We start from the raw sequence: 26372 nt of genomic DNA, 5'->3' as shown, positions 1-26372 counted from the left end.
CGGTCTCGCCCAAGTCCCTTTCTGTTTCACTACGATCAGTGGCTCGAAAACGGTAACCACGTCGCTGGGAATCATAACTCGTTCCCGGCTTGCTCCCGGAATATGCGCCACCGGATTGGGATGGCGCAACTTTTTGATTTACTCGGACTCGCTGATATTCGCCTCGATCAAACCAGATGAGTTGAGAAGGCACGAGATGTTGTGCTTCATCTCAAGGTTGTAGCTGTTTCGGGCGGTAAAGCTCGATCTAACACTCGTGTTACCGTTCGGATGATCTGTGACACTCAAATCTACAAAACGTGAAAAATCCACAGTGCTCGAGTGGGTCGCGTGGGATCGAGCATACTCCTTACATAGCGACACGGCTTGGGCACGGTCAATGTTGCTCGGCGTCACAAGCTTTCTATCACCGGCAACATCCCTGCCAGAAAAGTACACATTGAACGCACCGGCACCAGACCCGCACGTTACGTAGAATACTGGTTCGTCCTTTGTGCCTTTTGAGCCGCTGATATAGGCTGAATCCGGCCTGATGTCGCGGCATCAGTCGTTTTCGCGGTAGATCCGGTTCACTCCATCGATAATGGTCGTTTTGTAGGGCCGAGTCACGTCATCAAATGCGAAGTCTGCCTCCGTGAATACTCGCTTTCCGGATGAGTCTACTTGAGGTTTACGCAAGGAACTCGATGGGATCCAGCCAATGTGAGTATCACGCAGCCATTCCGGGTCGGTAACATAAACGCGCGACCATTCGCCTTTGGTGCATTCTTCCGTCACCGTGGTCGAGTTATCGACGGTCATGTACTCGGTCGAATGCGTGACTTGACTGGCCTTCTCGTTAACAAGCTTCTCGGCCTCGGCATTGGGGGCCGCAAGGATTGGGATCCCTTGGCCAGTGATGCTGAAACTCTGTCCGGACTTCACGCTGTCGGAACCGCACGGCTCAGCGATTCCAAGTGGAGCGGAAACACCATCCCCCTTGTCGTCCTTGCCGTTCCCGCACGCGACAAGCACGGCCCCCGCAATGATCGCGCCCGCGATCGCGTATTTGTTCATCTTCTGGTCTCTTTAGTGCGCACACCATTCTTCGGCGCCGGATCCGCCGGAGCCACATACGCAAGCGATATGTCAGCACGGCGTAAGCATGCCGCCACTCTTCCGCCTCCCCCAAACATTTATCCATTTGCGTTTAGTTTTTTCTTGCCATTTCCATTCATTCGCGTATATCTCAACCCAACGCAGTACAGAACGCTGCGCCACCGCCGATGCGGTCGATCTTTAAGAGTGCTAGTGCGCCGGGACCGCAGTACTGGGAGCAACCGGCCGGCTCGACGGTGTAGCCGAGAAACGGGGTAGCGCCCGACACCGCTCAACAGCTTTCAGTGAGGGCGCCTCAAGCCGGCGCGGCGGCTCTAAACAGCCCGTATCCATCGCCACCCCGTAGTGGTATCGAGGCGCCCTCCCTGAACGTTGTTGGAATGCCGGAGCGTTGAATGGCGCGCGGTCGGCCCGCGGATTGTCCGCATCCTATGACCGAGTGCGCGCCCTTGAATGCTTCGACAGCGTTGATCGGACGGCATTGAACGCGAGTGCCGCTCGTTGAGCGCTGTCTTATGTTCGGATTACCAAACATATTGGAGAAAAATTTGACTGCGACCACCAAGGAACAGATCTACGACGAGCAGATCTCGCCGCTCATGACGCAGATCATCTCAATCTGCAAGGAACGCAAGATCCCCATCGTCGCGTCGTTCTTCACGCCCGGTGACGATGATCCCGAGCTCGCGGTCACGACCGCCCTCCTCGGCGCCGGCTTCGAAGCACCGCAGAACTTCAGTAACGCGCTGCGCGAGCTTCGCCCTGAGCTATTCGGTGGAGCACCGTTGATGCTTCGCACCGAACACGGCGACGGCAGCACGTCGCTGAGTGCGGTCATCTAATTACGACCGCGCCACGCAAGATCAACAACGTGAGGTAACGATGAATCGAGATTGGATTCCGCTCTGTGTGATCGCCGGCTTCTACCTACTTGCCCGCGCGGTCGCCCCCCCCGATCGAAGCGCTGATGGGAGTGTGGTCGTGAAAGCCCTTCTGATCCTGTGGCTCAAGAGCCTCGGCGTACTCATCGCCGCAGTGCTGGTTCTTGCTACTACCCAGCAATGGGACGAATCGGCAAGCTGTACCAGCACCTACTGCACGTAACTATGCAGAACCTCTAACCGATTTTTCATTGGTATCGTGGTGGGCTATGTGTAGACAATAGAGTTCGACAGTCGCGTGATACCGCTGAAGGTCTGCGCGAAATCGATCGAGAGCGTGATCGGAATTATCACGAGACTCCATTCGATCGTGAACGGTTTGAACCATCTGGGAAAGCGCAGATTTTATGATGATCAACGCTCGAACCGCGGTTGCACTCCCCAACTCCTGGAGGGGAATTTGTTCAACGGCAGTCAACGCACCCGCAAGAATCGGTCCGTTTTGCCCCTCCCACGTGCGATAGAAGTCCGCTCTGTTCAAGCTAGAGGCTAATCGCGCAACGTTGCCGGCTTGGTCTCGCGCGCCTTCAACAACGGCAATATATGCATCCAACCTGCGACGAAGCGCACGCTCGTCCATTTCACGAGCGTGCTTCAGATTCGCCGCCGACTGACGCTCTCCAATCCAATATGCACCCAAGATAGCGGCGATTGACCCAATCGCTTGAATCCATGCGGCCGCACCTTCGCTTTGACGTTTGAATGCGTAGACAAGAAACGCGAGCACAATACCTAGCGCAACAATCGCAAACCCAACTTCAATCCACTGCCACACTTTCCTCATCGCCCCCCCTTGATTTGGGGTGCATCGTAGCATGGCATCCTTGTTCACCAAGACGTGACTGACGTCACGTGCCTGCTATACGGGCCAGCGATGGCGTAGGCTAATAAAAATCCGGCGGCTCAATCGCAACTCGTTCGCCACCAACAACGTCGAGAAATTTCTGATAGCACTCGTCAAGCTGCGCAAAGTTATTGTTCATGGTCGCTTTTACAGCATAGTCCCCAGGGTAATGTTCAGGTGGATCGAAGCGGCTTTCGTTGTAGTATTTCATATGGCTCAGCAGGCTTTCGCAACGTCGGCGGATTCCAAGGACGGCTCGACCAGCTCACCAGATTCAAGATCAAACACCGGCAGCGATCGGAGCTGGTCGATCGAATCCTGCATGGTGTCCGCAGAGACGGATACAAAGGCGAGCATCCCGAAATCACCTTCGTCTCTTGTGGAAAATTCCAGCTTCTTCGCGCGCGCGTACGCATCGTCCACCAAGGCCTTCAGGGTCGAATGCCGGTTCGCAAGATGATCTGCGCGAGCTTTTTCGGCCAGATCTCGCTGAAACACTTCCTCTCTGCGCCCAAGGAAATATGCACCGCCGATAGCAGCAATCGAGCCAGTGGCCTGTATCCAATACGCCATGTTTTCGATCCTATAGCCAGCCGTGCCGAACGTGGTCGCGCCAAGCCACGCGACAAAGATCGCGATCACGAAGCAAGCGCCCGGTACCGCGAACGACTTCAGTTTTTCCATCCCACCCTCGCGTATTTTGGCGCAAATCATAGCAAGCTGAATGAGCAGCTATCGGCTGCGTCTGGTTCCTCTGTTACCTACCGTGCGGGAGTGCCGCGATGACCCTTCTGAAAATCTGGCTGGGCGCGTTCGTCGCCGTCCTCGCGTTTCTCTACTTGCAAGCCGTCCTATCCGGAAATCTTGACGATGATCGGCAAGCATCGGAGATGCCACTGTCCTGACATACCGCAACAAGCCAAGCATTTCATTCACGTGGACCTGCTGCAGAGATTCGGCTAAGCCACGCCAGCTTCAAGGAATGAACCAGCGAAAGGAATCGCTCCGCATCGTCGGGAGTCGGACGATCGCGTATGGAATGTGCCGCTCTATTTCGAATTTGCTGAAGCTCTCGCAACAAGTGCACTTCGGCATCGGGAAGTTGCCTCTCCCTAATGAGAAGGTTGACAATCTCTGTAGGCCCCGCGGTGGCGAAGATAAGTCGGTTTGTGACCGACAGATCTGAACTGTTCACGAGATCGGCGCCTACTAAGTTCAACTCCTTCCACGCCTCCATTATTACGCCGGTTGGATTTGCGGACAGCGCAACAGGATCAGTTTCCGGGACATCATCGGCTTCGACATCGACGTCATCCCCGAAATCCAACTGAAGCTGTTCTCGCAAATACTCGGCCTTTCGCAACGGAGCTTCGAACTTTCCCGAGATTCCGCCCGGCAACGTGACCTCCGTCAACTTGCCAAGCAAGTCGCGAAAGCGGTCGCTGAATTTGAAAACAAGGATGACGATTGTCCCCGGCCAAGCAACGGCCTCGATGACTTTCGAAGTGAATTCTAGTCCATCCATCCCCTACCCCGATTCTGCGTAATTGTTGTCTGGAATCGTAGCACGAGCCCCCACCCAGACCGCGCACTTACCGCTGCCTCGGATGTGCGGTTTCTTCTCGAGGGCGGTCTGTTTGGCGCCCGTCCATTTTCCCCTCCTGGCTTCAACGGCAGACGCTCGGCAACGCAAATCAGCCGAGCCCCCGCCATTGAAGCTCAATCTACCGATTCAGAGGATGCGATGACTTCGCGTAACCCGTACTTTCTCGACGGACCGAGCCAGTTTGGATTCAGCGGCGGCCGCTCGTCGGCGTACATGCTTGAGAAAACTGTCGAAGCGCACGGCGGTACGCTGCCGGGCTACGTGTTCGTGACGTTCCACAACACCGGGAAGGAACGCCCGGAAACGCTCGAATTCGTGCGCGACGTCGGGTCGTACCTCGGCGTGCATGTCTACTGGACCGAATTCACGGGCGTCTATGGCTCAGGCCTGTCGTGGCGCATCACTGATTTCGAACATGCCGAACGCAACGGCGAACCGTTCGAGCGCGTCCTCGAGTATTACAAGAATCTGCGCGCCATCGAAAAAGGAGAGCCGCCAATCCTGCCGAACCCTGCGAACCGCATGTGCACCGACCGCACGAAGATCAAGGCGGCATCCTGATTCATGCGCGAGCGAGGATACGACGAGTGGGACGCAATCATCGGCGTCCGGGCTGACGAAGAGCGCCGCTATCACAAACGCATGGCCGCGAACGAACGAGGCTCGGACCGCTGGACGAATTACATGCCGATGTTCCACGCGGGCGTGACGAAGCCAATGGTCAATGTGTTCTGGCGATCGATGCCTTTCGACCTGAAGCTCGACCCGAACAGCGACGAAGGCAACTGCGACGCGTGCTTCCTGAAGGCCGAGCACAAGATCGTCCGCATCTTCATGAGGCGACCCGAAGCGGCCGAGTGGTGGATTCGGCAAGAGCGCGAAACCGGGCAGCGGTTCCGGCAAGACCGTCCGTGCTATGCCGACCTGCTGCGCCAGGCTGATTTCTACCGCGCTCAGATGGATCTGTTCCAGCCCGACGAAACCGAAGAAGACATCGCCGACTGCATGTGCGGGACCTATCGAGCTACGATATCAACGACTGGATCGACCGATCTCATCGCGCGACTGCCCCGACCTGATGCGCGCCATGATCGCTGATGGCGTGATGGTACATTATTCAATTGCTTGCCGGTTGGTAAATTAGCGCCCGTGTATCGTCACATGACGCGAACCAAATACAACGCAGTCCCCGAATTGTGGAACGTTGTCGAGCGTCATCGATTTCCGAAATCGATGACCAGAGTACGAAAAGCAAATGACTGTCTGATCGCTTTACTAGGACACCCTTGTCCAAATAGCGAAGAACAACCATTTTGGATAGTACTTGATTGTTAGTCAGCGTCACAGATGCCGTAGGATTTTCCTTAAGCGCTGAAACAGCCGCTCTATCGCCCGCAGAAAACGCTGATGCCGCTAACATCGGCCCGAACAGGATAGCGATTCGCAGTTGTGACACAAGCCATTTCGGAGCTTTATCGATCGGCGGCAACACCAAATACAAGAGCAGGCCCAATAACGCGGCGGTAGCAACCAGGAATCCTCCGAGCTGTCCACCGCCATAGTACAAAAACGCACCACCGTTTACTACCGCGCCGGTCCAGAGGAGCGAATAGGGAGACACAAAGATCCGCACGAACATACGCTTGTGCCATCTCGCCGTGGCGACGCGCGCTACTGCACCGCGATACAACTCCGCCGGATCCGCCCACCCATCCAATCGGCGACCAGCAAGATGAAGCGCAATTGTGATTGCCGTGGCCAGCACCATCGCGGGCAGCCAGTTCACTGCCGTGCGCGCATGATCGCTAAGAGTTGTGGGCACTTGCGCTAGCTCCAAGCCCAAGCGCGAATAGTAGGCCCAGTCGTAGACAACCGAGCAAGGTAAGGCGAGCGCAGCAACAAGAGTGATCCCTTTCGACGCGCTCTCTAGAGCGCTTGACGATCCCGAAGGAACCGCTAGCACGGAGGTCTGTGTATTGTCGGTCATGGAACGTCGGCTCTATACGTTGGTTGGCTTTCACCCATGGAAGTACGTGAAATCATCAGCGCTCCTTCTACGCTATCTGCTTGAAGTCGCGCAAATCCACAGCACTAACTGAGCAAGTTTTACGAGAACTTCCTCGCGTATGCGACCGCTTCGGCCTCGGTGTCGAACTCGCCGAGTCTCCGAAACGCCGCCTCGCGGCTGAATCCGACCTTCGTCACTTCCACCTGCGCGGCAAACTTGCCGTCGTCAGTCGGGCGTGGCGTGCAGTTCATCTCGTACCCACGCATCAGGAAAACCGTCTTCATCTGGTGCTCGCTGGAAAAATCCGGAGGAATCGTAGCATGTCGAGGTCGACACCCAACGCGTGGACGACTGGCGAGGTGCGCCTTCTCGCTCGTCTCTACCCATCACCCATCCCGTCAAGGGCGCTCTATGCTGCGTTTCCGCGGCACCCGCGCAAGTCGGTGCAGACCTACGCGTGCACGGTGCTGAAGATCTCGCGGTCGCCGCGAGATTACAAGACGGTCACGGCGCCGGCCTGGAACCGAATGCGTGCCATCCTCGAAACGAAACAGCTGTCAGCTCGCGAGCTGGTGGAGCGTTGCGGCGTGTCGCAGCAGCGCGTCAGCGAGCTGCTGACGATTCACCGCGCCGAAGTGCAGATCGTCGACTGGATCCCGCCCGTCGGCCGAGCTCAGTGGCGGGCGGTCTGGGCGGTTGGCACCGGGCCTGACGTGCCGTGCCCGGCAGCGATCAAAACCGAAGCCGCTCGCGCGGCGCGCAGCGCCATGAAGCGCAATCCGTTCCTTACCGTAGCGGGTCTCGTGACAATCCCCGTCGGTGAGCGCGGTCGCGTCTTTCAGCAACCCATGGACACTACCGACGAGGAACTTGTGGCATGAGCGAACCGCTCAACGCTCGCATGTCACTCTTGATACGGGCTGGTTACGATGAGCGAAGCCTTCCGACACTCGTCGACCGCGACCCTGAGCAGACTCTCAGCTTCGGTCATCGCCAAGCTGGCGATGCCGAAAGTTTCCTTGCGGCGTTCAGAAATAAGCCGGTCCTTCTCGCCCAGTGACTCCAGAAATTCGGCCGCAGCATGCAGCGTGTCTCGACAACCAGCGAGCCGAAAGGCGCAACGGTTCGGGAGCGGAATCAGCTTCACCTGTTCTTCGTCGCTGCACACACTGATGTCTCGTATGTATGCCAAGAATTCACTAAGGCGAGACGGGGCAGCGTCGTATCGGTGCGCGGCCTGGATCTTCTCGGCCATATACCTGACTCGCGCGAGCGCACTACCGGTTCTGAGCCGCATAGACGCAGCAGTCAGCACCGCGAGCTCATATGCCTCCTTGTGCCGTCGGCGATCTTCCCGTGTTGCGATCCACACCGTCGCACCTATCGCCGCTACGGTTCCGACGGCCTGTGCCCAGCTCGCCCAATCGCTTCGGCTGAAATCTCCCCACGGAACATATTCGTAGCCAAGCGCGCCGATCAGTGACGTGATGACAAGTACAGCATACCTGTTGATGACTTTCTCCATCTCTACCCCGCGATTTTTCGAGGCATCCTAGCATGAGCGAGAACACAAAAATCGAGTGGTGCGACCACATTGATCCGAACGCAACCGGGCGACAACTCGGTGCCTATAAGAGTGCCGCGAAGAAAGTAGGTTGCTCAGTGCAAGAATGGATCGATCGACGCTTGGCGGGCTTGCGACATTGTTTCACCTGTCGGACGTGGAAAGCTCGAACGCAATTCACAGTGGATCGCCAGAGACCGGGCGGCTTAGCCGCTAGGTGTCGCGAATGCATGTCCGACGCGAGCACCGCATCGCGTTACGGCATAAGCGTCGAAGAACTTCACGCATTTCGCGTTGCCCACGACCACCGCTGTCAAATTTGTGGCGCCACTGAGATCCTGTACATCGACCACTGCCACCACACCGGCAAGTTGCGCGGACTTCTTTGCCCGAACTGCAATTCTGGTATCGGTCATTTTCGCGAGAATCCGGCGCTTTTCATTGCCGCACTTCACTATCTCGACATGCATCGCGCAGGCAAGCGCGCCGTCGGCCGCCACCTCGACGGCCGCACGCACGACGAATTCCCGGAGGCATGATGGGCTACGTCAATCCCCTGCTGCGACTGCCGGCCGCACGCGCGCTTACCTCGCTGCCGCTCGAATCGAGGCGTGCCCTATCCGTGGTACTCCGCGCGCTGCGCGACCAAGCGAACGCCGATGCGAGATCGCATGGAAACGCCGCAAGGGGTCGATGGCTGCATATTGGCGCGCCGTCGCGACCTACGCGCGACACCTAGCGCATGCGCTTGACCGCGCAGGAGAATCATCATGACCGTCTACGTCGACGACATGTATCGATCCCCGGTCGGCCGGTTCGGCCGGATGAAGATGTCGCACCTGATCGCGGACACTACCGATGAGCTCGCCATGGCGCGCGAGATCGGCGTCAACCCGAAATGGATTCAGCACCCAGGCACGCGCGACGAACACTTCGACATCGCCATCAGCAAACGCGCCGCTGCGATCGCCGCCGGCGCCATTCCGATTACCTATCGACAATGCGGCGCGATGAACAAGCGCCGCCGCGTCACCGGCGCGCTCGGCTCGCCCGGCGACGCAGTCGAAGGGCTCGAACAGTTCGTCGCGGCGCGCCGCGAGGCACGCACTGCCGCGACCAACACCCAGAACACTACGGAGCCTCAATCATGAGCGAAGCCCCGAAACGCGCCGTCCAGTTCGAGGCGGTCATCCAGGCGGATACGCCCCAGAATCTGGCGGATGCGCTGACCGATATGGCCGCGCTGATCGCCGCCGGAGAGATGCCGGTGCGGTCGATCGGGGGCGGCGTCTATACCACCCACGACTGCACGCTGGTCGTCTCCGAGCATCCGACGCATGAGGAATACGTCGAGCTGCTGCAGGACTATCTGCAACACACGGATGGTCAGTCGTGAGCAACGCGTGACATGAACGGATCAACCGCGTAGTTCGAATTCACGTGGTCGATCACCTGCTTGATATGACCGACCGCCGACTGCGGCTCGAGATCGTAGCCAGTGGCCGTTCGCCCGTTCGCCCCTTCCGGGAAGAGAAAAACCCGCCAGCCAGCCTCATATGCGTGGTGATTGGGAAGGCGCCGGTTCACCTCCGCGATGAACTCTTCCGGCGAAATAACGGGCTTCGACATGGCGGTCTCCGTCTGAATTTTCGAGGAATCGTAGCATGACTACATCGTCCACCATGAAGCCGCTCTACCTCGACTTGCCCGCAGTGGCGATCGCTCTCTCGCTATCGGAAGCGACCGTCCAGAAGCTGGTACGCGAAAGCAAATTTCCGAAGCCGCGCCTGCTTTCCAATCGGCGAGTGGCGTGGCTGACGCGCGAGGTGGAAGCTTGGGCGGAGGCATGCCCTGAATCGGATCTCGCACCTCCGCCCAATACCGGCCACAACAATCGACGTCGGCGCTCTACTTCGTCCGATACTTCAGAGCAAGCTCGTCAAGAAACTGCCCAAGGCGCGTGAGCCATTCGCGCCGCTCGCGATCATAGTGGTGGCGGTTGTACACGCCTGCGACGCCAGGCTGGATGTGGCCGAGTACCGCCTCCGCCACATCGTGCGGGCACCCGAGTGCAGCAAGCATCGTTCTGGCCGTCCGGCGCAAGTCATGCGGCGACCAGTGCGTGACAGGAAGCCGAGGCCGATTATGATTTGGCGCCTGCTTACAGTACGGCTGATGATAGTAGATGCCGTGCGAAATAACGGTCTGCTTCATCATCTCGCCGGTCGACGTCGGGAACAGAAAGCCGTTCACGGCCTGGTCCTTGCGTCGACGGACAACGGCCTCGGCTCGACCAACGAGCGGCACCCGCAAATCCCCTGCTTTCGCGCGCCACGAGTTCTTGGTTTTTTCCTTCGGCACGGTCCACCATAGGCCGTCCGCCTCGTCGGCGATTTCGTGCGACTCCATCGAAATGATTTCGCCGCCACGGGCGCCCGTCCACAGATACAACGTGATCGCGTCGGAAACCGTTAGGCTCATATTCGGCAGCCAGCGGAGCAGCGTGCCGATCTCATCCTCGCTCAATACCCGCTTTTTCGTGCCCATGACGACGCCGTCGATCGTGCGCCCCTTACTGCGAAGCTTGCCGCGCAGGATCATTCGCCACCAATTCGGCGTGCCGTCAGGCAGCCTCCCAGCGTCCATCGCATAGTCCCATGCTCCGCCTAACTCCATGCGGAGGCGCGCAGCGAGTGCCGGCGTGGCACGATAGGAATTCAAGAATTCGAACGCCTGCGCACGAGTTATCGACGCAGCCGGAACGCTCTCGATCGGGCTGAGCATCGCCTTGAACATCCGCCTAACCTCGATCACGCCCTTGTCCTTGCGGTTCGGCTCCAGATAGCCGCCCATATAGTCGAAACACACCTGCTTGACGGTGTATGCGTCGACGGCGCGCGAATGTGCAACCGCGGCGCGTTTCTCACGCTTTGCAGCAGCAGGATCAGCCCCAGCATCACGCGCCGCTCGCTTTTGCTCCCATTCAGAAATCGCCGCAGGGAAACCCATAGCCGGCCACTCGCCGAGCTTCACCTGGCGCATTCGGTCGTCAACGGGGGACTTGTATCGGTAGATCCAGGAACGGCGACTCTCGCTGGCCTGGAAGCGGAGGCCCGGGAGTCCGTCAAAGGTCATGTGTTGTCCCGCAGGCAGCTTGCTCGCGGTTCGTGCGTCGAATCTCATCAGCGGTCGGCGTAGGTTTTTGTTGTAGGCCTAGACCGGAGCGTAGCTTTTCGATCCGGCGTAGGAAAATTCTACGCCAGAGTGCCAAGTTTCCGCTTATTTCGTCAAGTGCAGACAAGGCACCTGACAAACGCAACTTTCGGCTCAAAGCCTTAATCAGAAAGGCTCGGAAGTGTGAGAGCCAGATGGAGTAAGGGGCTCCGCAGAGCCCCTAATTTTCGTTACTCGTTTTCTTCGAAGTAATGTCCGAACTTCGTCTGCTTCGTGCGGATATAACGCTCGTTTTCCTCACGCACGGGCACCGCGAGCGCCACGCGCTCGCAGACAGGAATGCCATGCTTCACGAGCGTATCGAACTTCTTCGGATTGTTGCTCATCAGCCGCACCGACGTCACGCCGAGGATGCGCAGGATCGCAGCGGCCGAGTCGTATTCGCGAGCGTCGTCGGGGAGGCCGAGATCGAGGTTCGCCTCGACGGTGTCACGCCCCTGCTCCTGCAGCGCGTACGCGCGGATCTTGTTGCTCAGGCCGATGCCGCGGCCTTCATGGCCGCGCAGATACAGCAGCACGCCGCGGTCTTCGGCCGCGATGTAACGCAACGCGAGATCGAGTTGCTCGCCGCAATCGCAGCGGTACGAGCCGAACACGTCACCGGTCAGGCATTCGGAATGCAGCCGGGTCAGCACGGACTGTTCGCCCGTCACGTCGCCCATCACGAGCGCGAGATGTTCGGCATCGCTGCCCGATACGCGAAACGCGTATGACGTGAACGTACCGTAGCGCGTGGGCAGCGACGCCGTGGCGACGAGCGTCACGCACTCGTCGGCCTGGCCATTGCCCGGCGTGGGCGATTGGGGACGCGAAGACATCATGAATTCAATCGAAACTTCAGGAATGTAGGAGTTGTGTGGATGGTGCGTGACGGGAGTTTACCGCTAATCTGGAAACGTCACGCGACTGCCGCCGCCCGCCCGGCTATACTGGGCTCACCGGGTGACGCGCAGCACGCCCCGCCTGCCCTGCATCGACCTGCACACGGAGAAAGCGAATGAGTACGACTGTCGCGCAGATTCTCAAGGCCAAGCCGGATTCGGGCCGCACCATCTACACCGTCACGAAGTCCGATCTCGTCTACGACGCCATCAAGCTGATGGCGGAAAAGGGCATCGGTGCACTGCTGGTCGTGGACGGCGACGACATCGCGGGTATCGTCACCGAGCGCGACTACGCGCGCAAGATCGTCCTGCAGGACCGCTCGTCGAAAGCCACCCGCGTCGAGGAAATCATGACGGCGAAGGTGCGCTACGTCGAACCGTCGCAATCCACCGACGAGTGCATGGCGCTGATGACCGAGCACCGGATGCGCCACTTGCCCGTGCTCGACGGCGGCAAGCTGGTCGGTCTCATCTCGATCGGCGACCTCGTGAAGAGCGTGATTGCCGATCAGCAGTTCACGATCAGCCAGCTCGAACACTATATCCACGGCACGCCTACCGTCACGTCCGCCTGATCCGCGCAGCAAAAAAGGCCCAAACGCGTGAGCGTCTGGGCGGAAAGCCGCCGGCATGCGGCGACGGAGGTTCTGCTCCTGCGGACGGACGACGCGCGCAGTTCGCGCGCGTCTCGTCAATTCAGCGGTACGCTCGGGCAGACCGGGGGATGTTCAATCAGTTACCGAAGTACACCGAATTCACGGGATTCGGCGCGTCCCGCGTCACGCGGCGGCCGCCTTGCGCGGCACCCGTCGCCACGGCACCGTAGCCGCTCGTATCGGCTTGCGCGAGCATCGGCTGATTGGGCTGGATGCGCTGCTCGGCAGCCTGGATGTCGCTCGGATATTGCGAATCGCTCGCCAGCGGCTTGTACCCGTTCTGCTCGAGTTGCACGAGTTCGGCCTTGACCTGAGCGCGGGTCAACCCCTGCTCGGACTGTGCGAACGATGCAATCGGAGTGGCAAGGACGGATGCGGCGATAGCTGCGTAGATGATCGACTTCATGATTTACCTCCGGAATATGTTCTCTTTTGACGTCGCCTCGGCAGGACTGTCTGAAGCGATTGAATTCAGTGTAGTGCGCGTCACCCCAAGGGGAAACCCTTAGTTTGAACATACAGCGTTGCATTTTTGGAAAAAATCGCCCACTGTTTCCGGACAGGGTCGTCGCGACTTGCTTCATCTACACAACAATCGCTGACGAAACGCCAACAACCCGATCACATGTCTGGAAGGTTGTGTTGTAGAATCGTAAGGTTTTATTCGCCAGTCGATATTCCATCCACCATGTACGCGCTCACGCCCCTTTCGGTTTCGCCGTCCGGCCCGGCCGGCGTGCGCGTGCGCGCCGGCCAGCCGGCGCATTCCCTCGCTCGACGCACGGCCCAGGCGCCGCTCGCCCCTGCCCGGCGCCTGATCTGACCGCTCGGTCTCCACCCGGAGCCAGGTTAGACAGGCTCCGGGCGATCCTCATAGGCACGCCACGCCTGCCCCGCCGATCATTTGGAGAACCACCATGAAACAACGCCTTTACCAGCTGACCGAACTCGACGTCGCTCGCCTCGAAAAACACGCCGAGCACAACCCGCGCTTCCAGACGATGCTCGACACGCTGCTCGAACGCGCCGATATCGTCCAGCCCGACGCCATCAAGGCGAACGTCGTCACGATGAACTCGCAGATCACGCTGCTCGACGAAGCGACCCAGGAACAAGCCACGTGGACGATCGTTTATCCGGACGCCGCCAACCTCGAACTCGGTCGCCTGAACGTCTTCTCGCCGGTCGGCATGGCGCTGCTGGGCACGCAACGCGGCCAGATGGTCAAGGTGATGCAGCCGAGCGGCGCCGAAAAACTGATGAAGGTTGCCGCGATCGTGTTCCAGCCGGAAGCCAACGGCGAATACACGCGCTGAGCCGCCGGTCGACCCGCGCCGCGCCATACGGGCGCAGAACGAAGAAAGCGAGGCACCGACCTCGCTTTTTTGCATCCGGACGATCCGGCTTGCCGCCATCGCAGTCGGCAGACGAAAAAAAGGCGCCCGAAGGCGCCTTTTTTGATGCTGCGAAGCGGGTTACCCCGCCCGTCACGCTTAGAAGCGGTGACGCAGACCAACCGTTGCTGCGGTTTGGTTGACCGACGAGCTCGATGCCGTCGTGTTGTCGCCGTTGTAGATGCCCGTGCCAACGATGTTGTTGCCCTTCGCGCCACGTTGGTACACAGCTTGTGCGTACACGTCGGTGCGCTTCGACAGCGCGTAGTCAGCTTGCACGCCGAACTGGTTCCAGTGCGAGCTGCCGTTGTTGACCTTCGCGTTCGTGTACGTGTAAGCAGCACCCAGGCCGAGAGCCGGCGTCAGGTTGTACTTTGCGTTGACTTCGTAGTTGTCAGCGCGCAGCGTCGGAACGCCAGCAGCTTGGTTGTCGATACGCGATTGCGTCCATGCAGCGCCGACTTGTGCCGGGCCGAATGCGTAACCAGCAGCAGCACCGTACGTACGGACACGGCCTTGGCCACCCAGCGTCGATGCGCCGTTCGTGTTGGTACCGTCACCCAGGTTTGCTTGCGAGTATGCTGCACCCAGCTTCAGACCTTGGAACTGGTACGACAGACCGCCGCTGTATGCGCGGTTGTTGCCGAAGTTCGTGTTGTTCGAGAACGAGTACGTACCGCCGAATTGCAGGCCAGCGTAGTTAGCGCTCGTGTACTTGATCGAGTTGTTCAGCGCGACGTCGCCGTTCGTGCTCAGACGGTCGTTGTTCAGCGGGTGCGCGAAGTACGTGCCGCCCCACGAGCCCGTTGCCGTCAGCGGCGCCAGGTAGTCTTGCGTTGCGTCATACTGCTTACCCAGCGTGACCGTGCCGTACTGGCTCGACAGGCCGACGAAAGCCTGGCGGTTGAACATGCCGCCGTTGCCGTTTGCGAAGCGGCCGTTACCGATGTTGAAGCCGCTTTCCAACGTGAAGATTGCCTTCAGGCCGCCACCGAGGTCTTCCGAACCACGCAGACCGAAACGGCTTTGGTCGATGCCCGAGCCCATCGACCACAGCGACTTGCCGCCGACGTTGCTTTGGTAGGTGATGCCTGCGTCCAGCACGCCGTACAGCGTGACGCTGCTTTGCGCGTGAGCGACGGTAGCAAACGATGCTGCAGCTGCTGCAACGATCAGAGTCTTGTTCATTCGTGGAGCTCCCTTCTAAAAAGAGGCAGGTCTCGCGACCTTGTTCATAAACGGTCTGCAACCGCCCGGGAGCGCCATCGGTCCTGCTGGCGGCGCCCGGATAGTTGCCCGTTTGGGAACCGTGAGTTTAGGGGTGTACCCTAGGGGAGCGATCCGCAAATAAAGAAATAAGCTTTTCCAGAACTAGAAATAATGAAAGTGGGGCCGCGTCATAAGTATTTGTTTTAACGCTTGTTTTTGACTTCTTGACGAGGGCTTTTTGGAGCCTTTCATCGCACCATTCTTTCATGTCATCGTCTTGACGGTTGCATAGAAACAACAAGCGGATTCGGTCCAGCACCCCGAAATCGGCAATTATTACCCGATTCAATCTCAAATATTGGCCATCCCGCATCTAAAACGTCGCCCTCGGCCGGTAAACAGGAGCGACGCCTGCGCCACGGCGAGATCCCGTCAGCCGTCAGAAAGGGAAAAGGCGGCTCGCGCCTGCCGTGACACGCGGTAACAGCCTTAACCGCCCGCGTAACCCGGTAAGCGTACCGGCAGGCTAATGTAAGGCAGCCTCGAATACAGAACAGGAACCGCCATGAATCGACGCTCGTTGCTGCGCGCCATCGGATTGACCGCCGCCTTCGTCGGCACGGGCTGGCTGCGCGCCGCCGCGGCCCAGCCCGCCCCGCCCGGGTACCGGCCCGCCGGCCCGAACCATGCCCCCGGCCGGCCGCCCTATGCGGATCGGCCGCGTTTCGCGCCGCCGGCGGCACGCCACGACCGTCGCCCGCCGCCACCCCGGCCGCACGGCTATATATGGACGGACGGCTACTGGCGCTGGCAGCGCGGCCGCTATATATGGGTGTCCGGTCGCTGGGTCGCGCGGCGCCCCGGGCGCCGCTGGGTGCCCGGCTACTGGCGCCGCCAGGGACCGGTCTGGATCTACGTCGACGGTTCGTGGCGGTAAGCAGCGGCTCGGCTTCGGCCAATGAAGCGTCCGAGCGGAACGGCGCGCGAGAACCGCCGCCGTCCGCGGCACGGAATCATGCGCGACGGCAGGGGCGCCCGGTCAACCTGTCGTCGGGCCGCCCATTTCGACGACATCCTTCGGATAACGAAGTCACGCGATGGCGATGCGAATGCATCCGGCCATGCTTCAACCCATCGCGCTCATCTGCCGCGCATCGTCAGTCAGCGAACCGATGCGCGCGCCGCGCTCAGTGCCCGCCCTCTTCCAGCTCACGCGCCCGACGGCGCGCCGCGCAGATCGCGCGATGATGTTCGTCGGCCCACCGGATCATCGCCTGCATCGGCGTCAGGAACGAACGGCCGAGGTCGGTCAACGCATATTCGACACGCGGCGGCACTTCGGCGAACAGCGTGCGACTGACGAAGCCGTCCTGTTCGAGCCGCTTCAGCGTGCGCGACAGCATCTGGTTCGATACATCGCCGATCGTGCGGCCGAGTTCGTTGAAGCGCATCGTTCCGCCCGCCAGCGCCTCGAGCACGAGCAGGCTCCACTGGTCGCCGATGCGGTCGAGCACATCGCGGATCGGGCACGGCTGATCGAGTTCGACGGATTCGTCGGCGGACGGAAGCGGCATGACGGGAGTCTCTTTCACGGGCGATGCACGGTCACCGCGGCGTGACCTGTTCACACCGCGGTGACTTCTTGTGACGGGTTCGCGGCAACTGTACCATTCGATCGGCCCGACAGCCGCCCCGGATTCGCCAGTTCAACGAAGCATGACGATGCCGCGCGGCCTCGCCATCCCGGCACCTGCAACCTCACGGTCCGGTCGGCGAAACCTTCGTGCCGATACGACATGCATCCCGCGGCCAAGCCGTCATCGCCCGCGGGTCGTCGCGACTCGCGCAACACCCGGTAGCGCTCGCGCATCCGTCCACGAATCGTCAACCAAGGAAAACGCTACATGCCTTCGTTCCGCTCCCCCGTTCGCGCCGTTGCCGCGTTCGTCTTGCTGGCCGCATCGACGGCCGCGCTGGCCGCCGGCCCGACCGCGCGCGACCTCGCCGCCGAGGAAGCCAACCGCCAGCTCGTGCTGACGTTCTACGACCGCTTCTTCAACCGGCACGAAGCGGTCGAGGCCGCCACCGTCGTCGCGGACGACTACAAGCAGCACAACCCGCACGTGCCGGACGGCAAGCAGCCGTTCGTGTCGTACTTCGTCGGCGCGTTCCAGAAGAACCCGGCATCGCGCGCGCGCATCGTCCGCAGCGCGGCCGACGGCGACCTCGTCTACCTGCACGTGCATGCGACCGAGCGTCCGGGCGATCGCGGCGAAGCGGTGGTCGACATCTTCCGCGTGAAGGACGGCAAGATCGTCGAACACTGGGACGTGATCCAGCCGGTACCCGAAACGTCAGCGAATCGGAACACGATGTTCTGAAGCACGGAGCCCGCGCATCGGCCGGCCGCCGGGGTGGGCCGACCGACGCGCGAACCGGCCGCCGTCACACGACGCCGAGCGCCAGCACCTGCTCGGTCGTCAGCACGTCGCCGAACGTGTCCGACAGCGCGGCCAGCGTCGCACGATGGAGGTCGCGGTGCGGCACCGTGCCGCCGTCCGCGACGTCGAGGTCGCGCGTGGCGCATGCATCGTCGACGACGATCACCGCATAGCCGAGCGGCACCGCATCGCGTGCCGCGCCGGCCACGCACGCATGCGTCATCAGGCCGGTGACGATCAGCGTGTCGATGCCGGTCGCCTTCAGCTGCGCATCGAGGTCCGTCGTCGGGAATACGCTCACCGACGTTTTCTGCACGACTGCGTGATGCGGCGCCGGCTGCAGGTCCGAGTGAAAGCGGAAGCCGTCGCTGCCGTCGGCGAAGATCGGGCTGTCGGCCGTACCGACGTGCTGGACGTGAAACACCGGAATGCCCGCGCGGTCGGCGAACGCGATCACGCGCCGCGCATTGCCCAGTGCACGAGGCCCGTCCGGAATCGGCAGCCGGCCGCTGAAGTATTCGTTCTGGAAATCGATCACCAGCAGCGCGGTGCGAGCGGCGGCGATCGACGTCGGCGCGCTCGCGCCGGCCAGGGTACGGATGGTCGGATGTTGCATGGCATGCTCTCTTGGTTGGCACATTGATGGAACGGCACGCCGGACCTGCCGGCGCCGCCGCACGCAGCCCGGAACCTCTCCGGCCGCGACGCGCCAGTGTCGGGCCGCGCGGCGTGATGCGACAGCGGCGCGCGGGACAACGTCCGACAGGATCGGGCCAACGTGCGTGTGAGCCATCTACGACAACACGGCCGTTCGCGCGCCCGGCCGCGTGCGGCCGTACGCAGCCATCATCGCGAAACTGAGCAGGAAACCCGCGCCGCCGATCAGCAGCAAGCCTGTCTCGCCGAATACGGGCAGCAGGTTCGTCAACGCGCCCGTCACGACCCACGCGACCGCCATTACCGAACCCGCAACACCGAGCGCCCAGCCCTGCCGATCGTCGCTGACGGCATCGGAAAACGCCGTATACATCGTCGTGTACGCCACCATGTCGAAGCAGCCGACGACCATCGCGAGCGCCCACAGCACCGGTTCGTGCGGGAACAGCGCGGACAGGATCTGGCCAAGCCCGGCCACCAGCAGGCCCGTCTTCGCGATATCGATCACGCGCCACACGCGCAGCATCAACCGTACGACGCACAGCAGGCCGAACACGAAGCAGAGGCCGATCACGCCGCTGAACAATCCGAGCCGCGCGCTCGTATAGCCGAATTTCGCCTGCAACAGCAGCATGATGGTCTGCAGGTAGAGCCCGTAGCCGACCTGCATCAGGAAGAACACCACCGACAGGAACGCGACGTTGCGCTGGCGCGCGGCTTCCACGATGATCCGCAGCGGCAGCAGCGGATCGATACGCGTATCGCCGCGCGGCGCGGCGGAATCGCGATACGACACCCAGGTCCAGCACGCGCAGATCAGCGACAGCGCGGCGACCAGCATGAACGGCGTGCCGTAGTCGAACAGCGGCGAGATCGTCCGGTCGGACGTGACGCCGCCGAGTACCGGGCCGACGATCACGCCCGCGCTGAACGCGAGCGACATGATGCTCATGTTGTACGCCTTCGTGTCGGGCGTGCTCAGATCGGTGATGGCCGCCTGCGCGATGCCCTGGCAACCGGCCATCAGGCCGGTGAGCCCGCGGCCGGCCAGCAGCAGCGCGACGCTGGCATGCCACGCGCCGGCCGCCATCATCGCGTAGCCGGCCGCGAGGCCGAGCACGCACAGCAGCAGGACCCGGCGGCGGCCGTAGCGATCGGACAACTCGCCCATCAGCGACGAACCGAAGAACATGCACAACGGATAGATCCCGTAGCCGAGACCGAGATAGAAATTGCGCGCGTGCGCGCCGGCGTCGGCCGGCAGGATGCCCGCGTGCGGGTCGCTGAAAATAGCGGACATCATCGGATAGACGAGCCCGAACCCCATCGCGTCGAGCGCGATGGCGAGCAGGCAGGGGCCGAGCAGCTTGTAGTCGAGCCGGGACATGGCGACCTTCCGGACAGAGTGGATGATCGCCCAAGCGTAATGATCGGGCCGCCGCCGCGGTAGGCCGGCGGCCGCGATGCTAAGCATCGGCTCTCCCAGCTGGTCGTGCGTCTGGACGGCCGGGGTGGCGGCTATACGCCACACTTCCAAAGCGGATCGAGCGGCGCACATATCACGCATTCGAGACGCTTACGGCGAAGGAGAACGATGTTTCCCGGCCGGCGGGCAGCGGGCGGCAAGCGCCCCCACCGTCCATGCGGCGCGGGCAATGCGATGTCAATGCGCCGCCTCGGCCACTGGCGCGCGGCAGGCGATCAGGCCTCGTTGCACGGCCGGCCGCGCGGCGATCTCGGCAAGCCAGCGCTCGACGTGCGGAAAGCCGGCAACGTCGAGATCCAGCTCGCCCGCCGTGCGCAGCCACGAAAACGCGGCGATGTCGGCGATCGAATACCGCGACGACGCGAGATACGCCGATTCCGACAAGCGAGCGTTCACGACGCCGTAGAGACGCAGCGCCTCCTTCCGGTAGCGATCGATCGCTTCCGCGTTGCCCGTCTTCGATGCATGCAGGAACCACCACAACTGGCCGAGCATCGGCCCGATCCCGCCGATCTGGAAATGCAGCCATTGCTGGACCGCCGTGCGCTCGGCGAGCGTGTCAGGCTGCAGGCAGCCCGTCTTCTCGGCGAGATAGCCGAGGATCGCGCCGGATTCGAATACGGCCAGTCCCGTATCGTGGTCGACGATGGCCGGGATCTTGCCGTTCGGATTGATCGCGAGATACGCCGGGCTGCGCTGCTCGCCGGCGGACAGGTTCACCCGCACGCGATCGTGTGCGAGCCCGGCCTCTTCCAGGTAGATCGCGATCTTGTGCCCGTTCGGCGTGTCGGCCGTATAGAACGTGAGGGAATGCGTCGAGGTCATGTCGGTCCTTGTCGTCGGGTTGTCGTTGCAACTACAATCGTTGCAATTGCAATCCTATGCCGGAACCGATGTCGCCGGCGACATGCCAGTACTCGAAGGAGGGACATGCAGACGGCGCGACCCGGTCCGCCCGTGCGGACACCCGATACCCGCCGTGCCGCGGCGGCCTGCCTCGAACGGCTGACGACGCGGCGGCTCGCGCCGCCGGGCGCGGCGGTGTCAGCGTTCGGCGCGCCGTGTGCCGGATACGTTACTTCGCGTCGGCCGCCGCGTCGCGCGCGGCAGCGGTCGCACGGTCAAGCGCGGTGATCATCACCGCCCGGTCCTTGCTGGTGAATTGGTCGAGAAATAGCTCGGCGACCGTCGACTGATACACCTTCCACATCTTTTTGCGCAGCGCCCGCCCCTTGTCGGTGATGCTCGCGAACGCGGCGCGGCCGTCGTCCGCCGAACGCGTGCGCGTCACGAGCCCCTCCTGTTCGAGCCGGTCGACGAGCCGCGTCAGGTTGTAGCGCTCGATCGCGAGCACGTCGGCCAGTTCGTGCATGCGGCGCGTGCCGTCGGGCCCGCTTTCGAGCCCCCACAGCGCGTCGTACCACGCGTACGCGGGCAAGCCAGCCGCCGCGAGGCGACGCTCGATCTCGCGAATCATCGTCCGATGCGCGCGGACGAACGAGAACCACAGATCGGGTTCGGTTGCGTTCATGTCGGGGCATTCCTCTCGCTTGATTGCAGTTGCAATCAAATTTTACCGCGAGAACGATAGCCCTCTCGTGCGATCGCCATCGTCGCCTTCCCCGCCGCCCGCCGAGCGTGTCGTCGCGCCGCGCCGCTCGCGCTACTGCCCCGACCGAGCGAGCGGACCTGGCGTGCCCCGCTCCGTGCCCGACGGCCAGCCGCCCGCGAGCGCCTTGTACAGCGCGACCGTCGAGGCGGCGCTGCGCATCCGCCCGTCGGCCGCCGCATCCTGTGCCTGCAGCAGCGTCCGCTGCGCGTCGAGCACTTCGTAGTAGTCGATCGCACCGGCCGAGAAACGCGCCTGCGCGAGCTGCGCCGCGCGTGCGCTGTCGTCGGCCGCACGCACGAGGTGCGCGGTCTCGTCACGCGTGCGGGCGACACGCAGCAGCGCGTTCTCGGTTTCCTCCAGCGCGCTGAGCACGGCCTGCCGATACTGCGCAAGCTGGCCGGCCGCTTCCGCATCGCTCGCGGCGATCCGCGCACGCACGCGGCCGACGTCGAGGAACGACCAGTCGATGCCGAGCGCGATCAGGTTGGTGTCGCTACCCGCGCGGAAGAACCCGTAGCTGCTCGTTGCGCTGCCGAGCAGCCCCGACAGCGTGAAGCGCGGGAACAGGTCCGCGGTCGCGACGCCGACGCGCGCGGTCGCCGCATGCAGCCGCGCCTCGGCGGCCGCGACATCGGGGCGGCGGCGCAGCAGGTCGCCCGGCGTGCCGGGATCGATGTCGGCCGCGAGCGCCGGCAGCGGCACCGGCGTGCCCATCGGTGTGCCCGTCTTCGGCAAATCGAACCGGCCGATCAGCGCATCCGGCGTCTGCCCGGTCAGCACCGCGAGCCGATGCTCGTCGACACCGATCGCGGCTTCGTACACGGCGATCCGCGAGGTCGTCGATTCGTACTGGGCACGCGCTCGCGCCGCATCCAGTTCGGAGCCTCGCCCCGCGCCGACGCGCGCATTGATCAGCGCGAGCGTCTGCTGCTGGTTGTCGGCGTTCTCGCGGGCGATCCGCAACCGCTCCTGCGAGCCGCGCAGATCGACGTACGTGCTCGCGACCTCCCCCGCGATCGCGACGCGCACCGCACGCACGTCGGCCGCGCTGGCCGCCGTTTCCGCACGCTGCGACTCGATCGAGCGGCGCACGCGGCCAAACAGGTCGAGCTCCCACGCGGCATTGATTCCGACATTGGACGTCGGCGTATCGCGCTGGCTGCGCGGCGCGCCGAACGCCTGGTCCTTGCTCATCAGCTGATGGCCGATCTGGCCGCTCGCGGTGATCGTCGGATAGCGGTCGAACGTGGCCTGCGACAGCAGCGCATTCGACGCGTCGTAGCGCGATACGGCGACCTGCAAGTCCTGGTTCGCCGCGAGCGCCGCGTCGATCAACCGTGTCAGCGTCGGATCGCCGAACCCGCGCCAGAAGGCGGCATCGGCGTCGGGCGACGTGTCGCTCGGTGTATCGGCCGGCGCCGCGTCACGCTGCGTGGCCGGACGAACATCGCGCGCGAACCGCGCGGCCGTGCCGGTATCGGGCCGTTTGAAATCGGGGCCCACCGCACATGCGGCGAGCGTCACCGATATCGCGAGCGCGGAAAGACGGAAAGCGGCACTCATCGGTTTTCTCCTTCGAGGGTGCCGTGCTGTTCGCTCCAGACGGCCGGCGTGCCGCCCGCGAGCTTGCGGATCGCCACATAAAACACGGGCGTCAGGAACAGCCCGAACAGTGTGACGCCCAGCATCCCCGCGAACACGGTGACGCCGGTGGCCGCCCGCACCTCGCTGCCCGCGCCGCTGCCGATCAGCAGCGGCACCGAGCCCGCGATGAACGCGACCGACGTCATCACGATCGGACGCAGCCGCAGCTTGCACGCTTCGAGCGCCGCTTCGACCACGCCCTTGCCCTGGATCTCGAGCTCGCGCGCGAATTCGACGATCAGGATCGCGTTCTTGCACGCGAGCCCCATCAGCACGACGAGACCGACCTGCACGAACACGTTGTTGTCGCCGCCGGACAGCCACACGCCGAACAGCGCCGCGCACATGCACACGGGCACGATCAGGATCACCGCGAGCGGCAGCGTCCAGCTCTCGTACAGCGACGCGAGCACCAGGAACACCAGCATCACCGCGAGCGGGAACACGACGATCGCCGCGTTGCTCTGCGTGACCTGCTGATAGCTGAGATCGGTCCATTCGAGCGTGATGCCCGGCGGCAGCACGTCCTTCGCGATCTGCTGCAGCTTCGCGATCGCCTGCGACGACGACATCGTCTTCGGATCGGCGTCGCCGATCAGGTCGGCGGCCGGATAGCCGTTGTAGCGCACGACCGGATCGGGGCCGTACGCGGGCCCGACCGTCACCATCGAGCCGATCGGCACCATCTCGCCCTTCGCGTTGCGCGTGCGCAGGTTCGCGATGTCGGCGGCCGTCTGCCGGTGGCCGGCATCCGCCTGCGCCATCACGCGATACACGCGGCCGAACACGTTGAAGTCGTTCACGTACATCGAGCCGAGATACACCTGCAACGTGTTGAACAGATCGGTCAGCGCGACGCCCTGCGCCTTCGCCTTCAGCCGGTCGACCTTCACCTCGAGCTGCGGGATGTTCGCCTGGTACGAGCTGACGGGATAGCTCATCCCCGGCGTCTTCGCGACCGCGGCCTGGAACGCCGTGAGCGCCTTCTGCAATTCGCCGTAGCCGAGCCCGCCGCGATCCTCCAGGTACAGCGAGTAGCCGGAGCCGTTGCCGAGGCCCTGGATCGGCGGCGGCATCAGCGCATACGTGATGCCGCCATCGATCGCCGCGAAGCGCGCGTTCAGGTCCGCGTTGATCTGCGCGGCGCTGCGGTGACGCTGATCGAACGGCTTCAGGATCACGTACGAGTTCGTGATGTTCGGCGTGTTCACGCCCTGCAGCGCATTCAGCCCCGCGAACGCCGGCACCATCTCGACGCCGTCGGTGCCGAGCGCGATCTTCGTCATCTGCTCGGTCACCGCGCTGGTGCGCGCGAGCGATGCGCCTTCCGGCAGCTTCGCGCCCGCGAACAGGTACAGCTTGTCCTGCACCGGGATGAAGCCGCCCGGCACCGCGTTGAACAGCAGCGCGGTCGCCGCGAGCAGCGCCGCATAGACGGCGAACACCACGCCGCGCCGCTTCAGCGTGCGCCCGACGACGCCGTGGTAGCGGTCGGAACTGCGCTCGAAGAAGCGGTTGAACGGATGGAACAGCCAGCCGAATGCGCGGTCGAGCGCGCGCGTCAACGCATCCTTTGGCGCGCCGTGCGGACGCAACAGCTTCGCGGCGAGCGCGGGCGACAGCGTCAGCGAATTGATCGCGGAGATCACCGTCGAGATCGCGATCGTCACCGCGAACTGCTTGTAGAACTGGCCCGTGACGCCCGACATGAACGCCATCGGCACGAACACCGCGCACAGCACGAGCGCGATCGCGACGATCGGCCCGGACACCTCGCGCATCGCCTGGTGCGCGGCATCGCGCGGGCTCAACCCCTGCGCGATGTTGCGCTCGACGTTCTCGACGACGACGATCGCATCGTCGACGACGATCCCGATCGCGAGCACGAGCCCGAACAGCGTCAGCGTGTTGATCGAATAGCCGAGCAGGTAGAGCCACGCGAACGTGCCGACCACCGACACCGGCACCGCGACGAGCGGAATGATCGACGCGCGCCAGGTTTGCAGGAACAGGATCACCACGAGCACGACCAGCACCACGGCCTCGATCAGCGTGTGCTGCACCGCGTGGATCGATTCGCGCACGAACACCGTCGGGTCCCACACCGGCCGATACGCGACGCCGGGCGGAAAGCGCTTAGACAGTTCGTCAAGCTTCGCATACACGGCCTTCGCGACGTCGAGCGCGTTCGCACCCGGCGACAGGAAGATGCCGACCACGGCCGAATGCTTGTCGTTGAAATACGAGCGCAGCGTGTAATCGCCCGCGCCGAGCTCGATGCGCGCGACGTCGGACAGCTTCACGACCTGGCCGTCGTCGCCGTTGCGCAACACGATGTCGCTGAATTCCTGCACCGTGCGCAGACGGCCGCGCACGTTGATCGACACGAGGAAGTCGTTTTTCTTCGGCGACGGTTCCGCGCCGAGCTGGCCGGCCGACACCTGCACGTTCTGCTCGCGCACGGCCGCGATCACGTCGCTTGCGGTCAGTCCGCGCGACGCGAGCCGGTTCGGGTCGAGCCACAGCCGCATCGCGTAGTCGCCGGAGCCGTATACGCCGACGTCGCCGATGCCGGTGAGCCGTGACAGTTCATCCTTCACGTGCAGCGTCAGGTAGTTGCGCAGGTACAGCGAATCGCGGCTGTTGTCCGGCGAATAGAGGCTCACGTACATCAGCGGCGTGGGCGACTGCTTCTGCGTGGTCACGCCGTACTGGCGCACCTCGTCGGGCAGGCGGGACAGCGCCTGGCTCACGCGGTTCTGCACGCGCACGGTGGCCGTGTCGGGATCGACGCCCTGCAGGAACGTGACGACGACCTGCAGGCTGCCGTCCGACCCGGCGACCGACTTCATGTACATGATGCCTTCGACGCCGTTGATCGCCTCTTCCAGCGGTTCGGCCACCGACTCGGCGATTTCCTTCGGGTTCGCGCCCGGGTACGTGGCACGCACGACGACGCTCGGCGGCACGACTTCCGGATATTCGCCGGCCGGCAGCATCGGAATCGAGATCAGGCCGAGCGCGAAGATGACGATCGACAGCACGACCGCGAAGATCGGCCGGTCGATGAAGAAGCGGGAGAAATCCATCGTCT

Annotated in this window: 34 protein-coding genes; 14 read left to right on the top strand and 20 right to left on the bottom strand. The window is 62.6% G+C overall.

The window, feature by feature from the left end:
* Positions 1–543: 543 nt before the first annotated feature.
* Positions 544–1056, bottom strand: a complete 513-nt coding sequence (locus BLS50_RS29750) for a hypothetical protein (protein WP_074806410.1) — start codon at positions 1054–1056, stop codon at positions 544–546.
* Positions 1057–1646: 590 nt separating this feature from the next.
* On the opposite strand from BLS50_RS29750, the gene BLS50_RS29745 reads away from it, so the two are divergent.
* Both BLS50_RS29745 and BLS50_RS36460 read left to right on the top strand, forming a co-directional pair.
* Positions 1647–1940: a hypothetical protein gene (locus BLS50_RS29745; RefSeq protein ID WP_124620141.1), complete on the top strand. Its 294-nt coding sequence runs from the start codon at positions 1647–1649 to the stop codon at positions 1938–1940.
* Positions 1941–2079: 139 nt separating this feature from the next.
* A complete protein-coding gene (locus BLS50_RS36460; protein ID WP_256334219.1) occupies positions 2080–2202 on the top strand; it encodes a hypothetical protein in 123 nt (40 codons plus the stop codon).
* On the opposite strand, the gene BLS50_RS35685 is transcribed toward BLS50_RS36460, so the two are convergent.
* The 3 genes from BLS50_RS35685 to BLS50_RS29735 form a co-directional block, all read right to left on the bottom strand.
* Positions 2203–2823 carry a hypothetical protein gene (locus BLS50_RS35685; protein ID WP_124620140.1) on the bottom strand — a complete coding sequence of 207 codons (621 nt, stop codon included), beginning with the start codon at positions 2821–2823 and terminating at the stop codon, positions 2203–2205. It lies immediately after the preceding gene.
* 100 nt (positions 2824–2923) lie between these two features.
* Positions 2924–3094, bottom strand: a complete 171-nt coding sequence (locus tag BLS50_RS36115; RefSeq protein ID WP_176934320.1) for a hypothetical protein — start codon at positions 3092–3094, stop codon at positions 2924–2926.
* 5 nt (positions 3095–3099) lie between these two features.
* Positions 3100–3567 (bottom strand): hypothetical protein, encoded by a 468-nt coding sequence (locus BLS50_RS29735; protein WP_074806401.1) that lies wholly within the window; start codon positions 3565–3567, stop codon positions 3100–3102.
* Between the two features lie 98 nt (positions 3568–3665).
* Between BLS50_RS29735 and BLS50_RS36455 the strand changes: the two genes are divergently transcribed.
* Positions 3666–3788, top strand: coding sequence for a hypothetical protein (locus tag BLS50_RS36455; RefSeq protein ID WP_256334218.1), 123 nt, complete (start codon positions 3666–3668; stop codon positions 3786–3788).
* Positions 3789–3811: 23 nt separating this feature from the next.
* On the opposite strand, the gene BLS50_RS29730 is transcribed toward BLS50_RS36455, so the two are convergent.
* Positions 3812–4408, bottom strand: coding sequence for a hypothetical protein (locus tag BLS50_RS29730; RefSeq protein ID WP_074806398.1), 597 nt, complete (start codon positions 4406–4408; stop codon positions 3812–3814).
* Between the two features lie 84 nt (positions 4409–4492).
* Between BLS50_RS29730 and BLS50_RS35680 the strand changes: the two genes are divergently transcribed.
* Complete coding sequence (locus BLS50_RS35680) at positions 4493–5050, top strand: adenine nucleotide alpha hydrolase family protein (RefSeq protein ID WP_124620139.1); 558 nt, start codon at positions 4493–4495, stop codon at positions 5048–5050.
* A 3-nt stretch (positions 5051–5053) separates the two neighbouring features.
* Positions 5054–5587: a hypothetical protein gene (locus BLS50_RS35675; RefSeq protein WP_074806392.1), complete on the top strand. Its 534-nt coding sequence runs from the start codon at positions 5054–5056 to the stop codon at positions 5585–5587.
* Positions 5588–5606: 19 nt separating this feature from the next.
* Here the strand turns inward: BLS50_RS35675 and BLS50_RS35670 are convergent, their stop codons facing one another.
* Positions 5607–6476: a hypothetical protein gene (locus BLS50_RS35670; RefSeq protein ID WP_124620138.1), complete on the bottom strand. Its 870-nt coding sequence runs from the start codon at positions 6474–6476 to the stop codon at positions 5607–5609.
* A gap of 119 nt (positions 6477–6595) precedes the next feature.
* Positions 6596–6781 carry a hypothetical protein gene (locus BLS50_RS29715; protein ID WP_074806389.1) on the bottom strand — a complete coding sequence of 62 codons (186 nt, stop codon included), beginning with the start codon at positions 6779–6781 and terminating at the stop codon, positions 6596–6598.
* Between the two features lie 36 nt (positions 6782–6817).
* On the opposite strand from BLS50_RS29715, the gene BLS50_RS29710 reads away from it, so the two are divergent.
* The gene (locus BLS50_RS29710) at positions 6818–7378 is read left to right on the top strand and encodes a helix-turn-helix domain-containing protein (protein WP_074806387.1); all 561 of its coding nucleotides are present in this window, start codon (positions 6818–6820) and stop codon (positions 7376–7378) included.
* Positions 7379–7401: 23 nt separating this feature from the next.
* Here the strand turns inward: BLS50_RS29710 and BLS50_RS29705 are convergent, their stop codons facing one another.
* Complete coding sequence (locus BLS50_RS29705) at positions 7402–8022, bottom strand: hypothetical protein (protein WP_074806383.1); 621 nt, start codon at positions 8020–8022, stop codon at positions 7402–7404.
* A 269-nt stretch (positions 8023–8291) separates the two neighbouring features.
* Here BLS50_RS29705 and BLS50_RS36110 point away from each other — a divergent pair, with 269 nt between their 5' ends.
* The 3 genes from BLS50_RS36110 to BLS50_RS29685 all read left to right on the top strand — a co-directional run bounded on the left by BLS50_RS36110 (position 8292) and on the right by BLS50_RS29685 (position 9457).
* Positions 8292–8600 (top strand): endonuclease VII domain-containing protein, encoded by a 309-nt coding sequence (locus BLS50_RS36110; protein ID WP_074806381.1) that lies wholly within the window; start codon positions 8292–8294, stop codon positions 8598–8600.
* Between the two features lie 231 nt (positions 8601–8831).
* Positions 8832–9212, top strand: coding sequence for a DUF4031 domain-containing protein (locus tag BLS50_RS29690; protein WP_074806378.1), 381 nt, complete (start codon positions 8832–8834; stop codon positions 9210–9212).
* Complete coding sequence (locus tag BLS50_RS29685) at positions 9209–9457, top strand: hypothetical protein (protein WP_074806374.1); 249 nt, start codon at positions 9209–9211, stop codon at positions 9455–9457. Before BLS50_RS29690 ends, BLS50_RS29685 begins: the two co-directional genes overlap by 4 nt.
* Here BLS50_RS29685 and BLS50_RS29680 read toward each other — a convergent pair.
* Positions 9448–9690 (bottom strand): hypothetical protein, encoded by a 243-nt coding sequence (locus BLS50_RS29680; protein ID WP_074806371.1) that lies wholly within the window; start codon positions 9688–9690, stop codon positions 9448–9450. The two genes, BLS50_RS29685 and BLS50_RS29680, sit on opposite strands and share 10 nt — an antisense overlap.
* 35 nt (positions 9691–9725) lie before the next feature.
* Between BLS50_RS29680 and BLS50_RS29675 the strand changes: the two genes are divergently transcribed.
* Entirely contained in the window at positions 9726–10025 is a 300-nt protein-coding gene (locus BLS50_RS29675) for a helix-turn-helix transcriptional regulator (protein ID WP_311767685.1), read from the top strand.
* Here BLS50_RS29675 and BLS50_RS29670 read toward each other — a convergent pair.
* Positions 9970–11244 (bottom strand): tyrosine-type recombinase/integrase, encoded by a 1275-nt coding sequence (locus BLS50_RS29670; protein ID WP_074806365.1) that lies wholly within the window; start codon positions 11242–11244, stop codon positions 9970–9972. The genes BLS50_RS29675 and BLS50_RS29670 overlap by 56 nt on opposite strands.
* 221 nt (positions 11245–11465) lie before the next feature.
* Positions 11466–12116: a GTP cyclohydrolase II gene (gene ribA / locus BLS50_RS29665; protein WP_006480964.1), complete on the bottom strand. Its 651-nt coding sequence runs from the start codon at positions 12114–12116 to the stop codon at positions 11466–11468.
* A 176-nt stretch (positions 12117–12292) separates the two neighbouring features.
* On the opposite strand from ribA, the gene BLS50_RS29660 reads away from it, so the two are divergent.
* Entirely contained in the window at positions 12293–12754 is a 462-nt protein-coding gene (locus BLS50_RS29660; protein ID WP_006480963.1) for a CBS domain-containing protein, read from the top strand.
* 157 nt (positions 12755–12911) lie between these two features.
* Here BLS50_RS29660 and BLS50_RS29655 read toward each other — a convergent pair whose 3' ends face one another.
* The gene (locus BLS50_RS29655) at positions 12912–13241 is read right to left on the bottom strand and encodes a DUF4148 domain-containing protein (protein ID WP_006480962.1); all 330 of its coding nucleotides are present in this window, start codon (positions 13239–13241) and stop codon (positions 12912–12914) included.
* A gap of 511 nt (positions 13242–13752) precedes the next feature.
* Here BLS50_RS29655 and BLS50_RS29650 point away from each other — a divergent pair.
* The gene (locus BLS50_RS29650; RefSeq protein ID WP_006486027.1) at positions 13753–14151 is read left to right on the top strand and encodes a GreA/GreB family elongation factor; all 399 of its coding nucleotides are present in this window, start codon (positions 13753–13755) and stop codon (positions 14149–14151) included.
* Between the two features lie 177 nt (positions 14152–14328).
* On the opposite strand, the gene BLS50_RS29645 is transcribed toward BLS50_RS29650, so the two are convergent.
* Complete coding sequence (locus tag BLS50_RS29645; protein WP_006480960.1) at positions 14329–15417, bottom strand: porin; 1089 nt, start codon at positions 15415–15417, stop codon at positions 14329–14331.
* A 586-nt stretch (positions 15418–16003) separates the two neighbouring features.
* On the opposite strand from BLS50_RS29645, the gene BLS50_RS29635 reads away from it, so the two are divergent.
* A complete protein-coding gene (locus tag BLS50_RS29635) occupies positions 16004–16375 on the top strand; it encodes a YXWGXW repeat-containing protein (RefSeq protein WP_074806358.1) in 372 nt (123 codons plus the stop codon).
* A 250-nt stretch (positions 16376–16625) separates the two neighbouring features.
* On the opposite strand, the gene BLS50_RS29630 is transcribed toward BLS50_RS29635, so the two are convergent.
* Positions 16626–17012 carry a winged helix-turn-helix transcriptional regulator gene (locus BLS50_RS29630; protein WP_034175255.1) on the bottom strand — a complete coding sequence of 129 codons (387 nt, stop codon included), beginning with the start codon at positions 17010–17012 and terminating at the stop codon, positions 16626–16628.
* A gap of 330 nt (positions 17013–17342) precedes the next feature.
* Here BLS50_RS29630 and BLS50_RS29620 point away from each other — a divergent pair, with 330 nt between their 5' ends.
* Complete coding sequence (locus BLS50_RS29620) at positions 17343–17819, top strand: nuclear transport factor 2 family protein (protein WP_074806352.1); 477 nt, start codon at positions 17343–17345, stop codon at positions 17817–17819.
* A 64-nt stretch (positions 17820–17883) separates the two neighbouring features.
* Here BLS50_RS29620 and BLS50_RS29615 read toward each other — a convergent pair whose 3' ends face one another.
* The 6 genes from BLS50_RS29615 to BLS50_RS29585 form a co-directional block, all read right to left on the bottom strand.
* A complete protein-coding gene (locus BLS50_RS29615; protein ID WP_074806349.1) occupies positions 17884–18495 on the bottom strand; it encodes a cysteine hydrolase family protein in 612 nt (203 codons plus the stop codon).
* A gap of 177 nt (positions 18496–18672) precedes the next feature.
* On the bottom strand, positions 18673–19923 hold the full coding sequence (locus BLS50_RS29610; protein WP_074806346.1) for an MFS transporter: 1251 nt from the start codon (positions 19921–19923) through the stop codon (positions 18673–18675).
* A gap of 276 nt (positions 19924–20199) precedes the next feature.
* The gene (locus tag BLS50_RS29605; protein ID WP_074806344.1) at positions 20200–20847 is read right to left on the bottom strand and encodes a glutathione S-transferase family protein; all 648 of its coding nucleotides are present in this window, start codon (positions 20845–20847) and stop codon (positions 20200–20202) included.
* 250 nt (positions 20848–21097) lie between these two features.
* On the bottom strand, positions 21098–21553 hold the full coding sequence (locus BLS50_RS29595) for a MarR family winged helix-turn-helix transcriptional regulator (RefSeq protein WP_074806339.1): 456 nt from the start codon (positions 21551–21553) through the stop codon (positions 21098–21100).
* A gap of 132 nt (positions 21554–21685) precedes the next feature.
* The gene (locus BLS50_RS29590; protein WP_074806336.1) at positions 21686–23197 is read right to left on the bottom strand and encodes an efflux transporter outer membrane subunit; all 1512 of its coding nucleotides are present in this window, start codon (positions 23195–23197) and stop codon (positions 21686–21688) included.
* Complete coding sequence (locus BLS50_RS29585) at positions 23194–26367, bottom strand: efflux RND transporter permease subunit (RefSeq protein ID WP_074806841.1); 3174 nt, start codon at positions 26365–26367, stop codon at positions 23194–23196. The genes BLS50_RS29590 and BLS50_RS29585 overlap by 4 nt, the downstream gene beginning before the upstream one ends.
* Positions 26368–26372: the final 5 nt, after the last annotated feature.

This window comes from Burkholderia orbicola (assembly GCF_900100915.1).
In the GTDB taxonomy this organism is placed as follows: Bacteria; Pseudomonadota; Gammaproteobacteria; order Burkholderiales; family Burkholderiaceae; genus Burkholderia; species Burkholderia orbicola.
This window is presented reverse-complemented; position numbering and strand designations above follow the sequence as displayed.

Bases quoted from the DNA above. Each gene is read 5' to 3' on its own strand.
- BLS50_RS29750 (WP_074806410.1), bottom strand. From the start codon at position 1,056: ATGAACAAATACGCGATCGCGGGCGCGATCATTGCGGGGGCCGTGCTT.
- BLS50_RS35685 (WP_124620140.1), bottom strand. From the start codon at position 2,823: ATGAGGAAAGTGTGGCAGTGGATTGAAGTTGGGTTTGCGATTGTTGCG.
- BLS50_RS36115 (WP_176934320.1), bottom strand. From the start codon at position 3,094: ATGAAATACTACAACGAAAGCCGCTTCGATCCACCTGAACATTACCCT.
- BLS50_RS29735 (WP_074806401.1), bottom strand. From the start codon at position 3,567: ATGGAAAAACTGAAGTCGTTCGCGGTACCGGGCGCTTGCTTCGTGATC.
- BLS50_RS36455 (WP_256334218.1), top strand. From the start codon at position 3,666: ATGACCCTTCTGAAAATCTGGCTGGGCGCGTTCGTCGCCGTCCTCGCG.
- BLS50_RS29730 (WP_074806398.1), bottom strand. From the start codon at position 4,408: ATGGATGGACTAGAATTCACTTCGAAAGTCATCGAGGCCGTTGCTTGG.
- BLS50_RS35675 (WP_074806392.1), top strand. From the start codon at position 5,054: ATGCGCGAGCGAGGATACGACGAGTGGGACGCAATCATCGGCGTCCGG.
- BLS50_RS35670 (WP_124620138.1), bottom strand. From the start codon at position 6,476: ATGACCGACAATACACAGACCTCCGTGCTAGCGGTTCCTTCGGGATCG.
- BLS50_RS29715 (WP_074806389.1), bottom strand. From the start codon at position 6,781: ATGAAGACGGTTTTCCTGATGCGTGGGTACGAGATGAACTGCACGCCA.
- BLS50_RS29710 (WP_074806387.1), top strand. From the start codon at position 6,818: ATGTCGAGGTCGACACCCAACGCGTGGACGACTGGCGAGGTGCGCCTT.
- BLS50_RS29705 (WP_074806383.1), bottom strand. From the start codon at position 8,022: ATGGAGAAAGTCATCAACAGGTATGCTGTACTTGTCATCACGTCACTG.
- BLS50_RS36110 (WP_074806381.1), top strand. From the start codon at position 8,292: ATGTCCGACGCGAGCACCGCATCGCGTTACGGCATAAGCGTCGAAGAA.
- BLS50_RS29690 (WP_074806378.1), top strand. From the start codon at position 8,832: ATGACCGTCTACGTCGACGACATGTATCGATCCCCGGTCGGCCGGTTC.
- BLS50_RS29685 (WP_074806374.1), top strand. From the start codon at position 9,209: ATGAGCGAAGCCCCGAAACGCGCCGTCCAGTTCGAGGCGGTCATCCAG.
- BLS50_RS29680 (WP_074806371.1), bottom strand. From the start codon at position 9,690: ATGTCGAAGCCCGTTATTTCGCCGGAAGAGTTCATCGCGGAGGTGAAC.
- BLS50_RS29675 (WP_311767685.1), top strand. From the start codon at position 9,726: ATGACTACATCGTCCACCATGAAGCCGCTCTACCTCGACTTGCCCGCA.
- BLS50_RS29670 (WP_074806365.1), bottom strand. From the start codon at position 11,244: ATGAGATTCGACGCACGAACCGCGAGCAAGCTGCCTGCGGGACAACAC.
- ribA (WP_006480964.1), bottom strand. From the start codon at position 12,116: ATGATGTCTTCGCGTCCCCAATCGCCCACGCCGGGCAATGGCCAGGCC.
- BLS50_RS29660 (WP_006480963.1), top strand. From the start codon at position 12,293: ATGAGTACGACTGTCGCGCAGATTCTCAAGGCCAAGCCGGATTCGGGC.
- BLS50_RS29655 (WP_006480962.1), bottom strand. From the start codon at position 13,241: ATGAAGTCGATCATCTACGCAGCTATCGCCGCATCCGTCCTTGCCACT.
- BLS50_RS29650 (WP_006486027.1), top strand. From the start codon at position 13,753: ATGAAACAACGCCTTTACCAGCTGACCGAACTCGACGTCGCTCGCCTC.
- BLS50_RS29645 (WP_006480960.1), bottom strand. From the start codon at position 15,417: ATGAACAAGACTCTGATCGTTGCAGCAGCTGCAGCATCGTTTGCTACC.
- BLS50_RS29635 (WP_074806358.1), top strand. From the start codon at position 16,004: ATGAATCGACGCTCGTTGCTGCGCGCCATCGGATTGACCGCCGCCTTC.
- BLS50_RS29630 (WP_034175255.1), bottom strand. From the start codon at position 17,012: ATGCCGCTTCCGTCCGCCGACGAATCCGTCGAACTCGATCAGCCGTGC.
- BLS50_RS29620 (WP_074806352.1), top strand. From the start codon at position 17,343: ATGCCTTCGTTCCGCTCCCCCGTTCGCGCCGTTGCCGCGTTCGTCTTG.
- BLS50_RS29615 (WP_074806349.1), bottom strand. From the start codon at position 18,495: ATGCAACATCCGACCATCCGTACCCTGGCCGGCGCGAGCGCGCCGACG.
- BLS50_RS29610 (WP_074806346.1), bottom strand. From the start codon at position 19,923: ATGTCCCGGCTCGACTACAAGCTGCTCGGCCCCTGCCTGCTCGCCATC.
- BLS50_RS29605 (WP_074806344.1), bottom strand. From the start codon at position 20,847: ATGACCTCGACGCATTCCCTCACGTTCTATACGGCCGACACGCCGAAC.
- BLS50_RS29595 (WP_074806339.1), bottom strand. From the start codon at position 21,553: ATGAACGCAACCGAACCCGATCTGTGGTTCTCGTTCGTCCGCGCGCAT.
- BLS50_RS29590 (WP_074806336.1), bottom strand. From the start codon at position 23,197: ATGAGTGCCGCTTTCCGTCTTTCCGCGCTCGCGATATCGGTGACGCTC.
- BLS50_RS29585 (WP_074806841.1), bottom strand. From the start codon at position 26,367: ATGGATTTCTCCCGCTTCTTCATCGACCGGCCGATCTTCGCGGTCGTG.